The sequence below is a fragment of the Vicinamibacteria bacterium genome, from assembly GCA_035620555.1.
Classification (GTDB): domain Bacteria; phylum Acidobacteriota; class Vicinamibacteria; order Marinacidobacterales; family SMYC01; genus DASPGQ01.
Genome location: DASPGQ010000415.1, coordinates 1 through 2,670, shown reverse-complemented (window position 1 = coordinate 2,670; position 2,670 = coordinate 1). Strand labels below are relative to the sequence as shown.

The following is a 2,670-nucleotide window of genomic DNA, read 5'->3' as shown; positions in this document are numbered from 1 at the left end:
CGTCCGCGTCGCGATGGTCGAGGAGGAACTCCAAGAAGCGGCTTCCCGACTCGAACGCTTGCACGAGAAACCGTTCGTCGCGAGCGATTTGGTACACCTCCCAGTTGATCCAGGAGTAGAAGGGAGCGGAAGTCGTTTTCTGACCGTCGACGGGAAACGTCCTCACGACGTACGGCCCCACGCGGTAGGGGATGTAGCCGTCCGGCTCCTGCGCTTCCATGAACACGCGTTGGGAGTCCATCGCGCTCTGCGGATCCAGGTGGGCGTAGGCGAGCATCGAGAGGCTCTCGTGGAATACCTGGCCGTCGTGGCCCCAGCTCCAGGTGGGCTCGCGGGAGAAGACGTAGTAGTTGAACCGGGTTCGGCCCTCGGGAGGCAGCATCGACTGGCGCGCGAGGGACAAAGCGCCGCGGTACACCAGCTCGTCGTCGGGGTCGAGCGCGAGTCGCGGCGCCTTCGAAAGAATCGCCGCCTCGTCGCGCTCGAGCGAGGCGACGTCCACGCCGAGGACCGATCGCGCCGCGGCGAGCGCACGGTCCCGCTCTTCGGACAGTGGGGCGACGGCTCGAACGAGGCGAAACGACGACGATCGTCCCGGCGCGAGGACGATCTCTCGCATCAGCAGCAGGGTTCGCGGTTGGCGCGACAGATCGCCGCTGACGAGCCCTCGATTCAGCTCGTGAAGGAGCCCGGATTCCGAGGGATAACCACCGAAGGAGGAGAGCGGACCGTCCACGAGCATCGCGTCGTGAAAGCGGCCGTCATATTCGGGTGGGGGCGACTCCGACAGAGCGTCTACGGGCTCGTCGTGCCCAAAGAGGAAGCCGTCCCCGCCGTCGGTCAGGGAAGCGGCGTGGAATCCCGTTGTCGGAGCGTGGGCGAAACCGTAGATCCCGAGCTTCTTCTCGCGGTCGCTCTCGTTGCGAATCTCGAGCCCGAGGAGCGCCGCGCGGGACGAATAGACCGCGAAGCGGGCGTCGACGACCACTTGGTGAAAAGGCTCGAAGTCGAATCGAGCGACGCTCGGATACGATTGCCGAATCACTGGCCGGCGCGAATAGGCGGAGACCTCGTGTGCGAGGACATCTCCGAGCTCGAACCCGACTCCCCACGATCCGGCGCTGTCCGAGGTCAGCTCGAGCGGCCGACTGTCGTCGTAGAAACGGAGATGGTAGCCCTCGTCGACCAGGTACTCCGAGCGTTCAAGGGGCGCCGCGTACGTGGTGAAGACCGGGTCGTCGGCGGATGCGGAAAGGATTGGAAGCGGCTCGGCGGCCTGCAGGGCCGAGGCGGCAGCGAGAGCCAGAGCGACGAGCGACATAGGAGTGGCGGGCCGGAGTGTACAGCAAACGGATGGAGCGGCGCCCCAACGTCATCAGGTGGATTGGGCTAGACTCGATCACCGTCATGAGACAGCCGCTCGCGATGCTTTCGTTCTTCCTTGTGGCCGCGTGCCTTCGGCCCGACGCGGACTCGAAGCCGGACGCGTCACAAGCGGCTGGCCCTGATGCCCCGCTCTCGGCCGCGCGCGCTCCGGCGGCATCCCCCACGCCGGGAGGGTTCGAAGCGGAGCGGCTCGCGGGCGCACCCGTTCGTGTCGTCTGGACTCGCGACATCGGAGACGGCACCGACATCATCAGCTCCGGCGAACGTTTGGTTCTCGTGGGTCTCGATTCTGGAGACGAGCTGGGCGAGCGGCCCATCCTCTCCGAGCCGTCGAGCTATGCGAAGCCACTCATCGCTCCCGGTGGCGACCGGGTGGTCTTCTCGAAAACCTCTGAGGACAGCGTCCACATCGTCGACTGGGATGGCACCGGCGAAAGACGACTCGTCAGCGGATTTGCGCTCGCGGTGTGGAAGGATCCGCGGGACGGCCGAGAATGGGTCTACGTCGGCTCGGAGCAAGCGGGAAGAAACCCGCCCGCTTATCGGGTCATCACTCGTCACCTTCTGAATGAACCCTCGGTGGCGGAGCGCGTGTGGGCCGGAGAGCGCGTGAGCGGCAACACGTTCCAGCTGTCGCGCGACGGGCGATTTGCTGGCGGGCTCTTCCCCTGGCCCAGAGCGGGCGTGGCCAATCTCGAAGCCGGTACGTGGCACGAGCTGGGGGAAGGGTGTTGGACGGGATTCTCCCAGGATGACAGTCATCTCCTCTGGATCTTCGACGGATCGCATCGAAATCTCACCCTCGTCGACGCCGGGGGAGAGCGGCGCTGGCGCGTGACCATCAATACCGCCCCGGGGATCGACGGCTTCGAGGTCTATCATCCCCGATGGACCAATCACCCTCGGTTTCTGGTCGTGACCGGCCCCTACACCGTTGGCGCCGGCGAGAACAAGATCCGCGGCGGAGGGAGCCAGGTCGAGATCTTCCTCGGCCGGTTCGCGCCCGATTTCACCGCGGTCGAGGAGTGGGCGCGAATCACGTACAACGATTCGGCCGACTTCTATCCGGACGCCTGGATCGACCTGGATGCCGTCGACGTCGTCACCGACGCGCAGGCGATCGGGCCTTCGGAGACGGACGCTTCGCCCGTTGCCGATGGGGACTCCAAGCACTCCCGCCGCCTGGTCGTCGACGTCGAGGTGTTGCGCGATGTGCGGGTTCCGACGCCGACCGAGATCGCCCCCTACCGCCAGGGGCTGCTCGCGATGGAGTACTCCGTCCTC

At 66.0% G+C, this 2,670-nt stretch carries 2 protein-coding genes; one reads left to right on the top strand and one right to left on the bottom strand.

What is annotated here, in order from left to right:
* A partial coding sequence (locus VEK15_16940) for a hypothetical protein (GenBank protein ID HXV62391.1) occupies positions 1 to 1,321 on the bottom strand: 1,321 nt, incomplete at its 3' end.
* A gap of 17 nt (positions 1,322 to 1,338) precedes the next feature.
* On the opposite strand from VEK15_16940, the gene VEK15_16935 reads away from it, so the two are divergent.
* Positions 1,339 to 2,670: hypothetical protein (locus VEK15_16935; GenBank protein ID HXV62390.1), on the top strand; the 1,332-nt coding region annotated here is incomplete at its 3' end.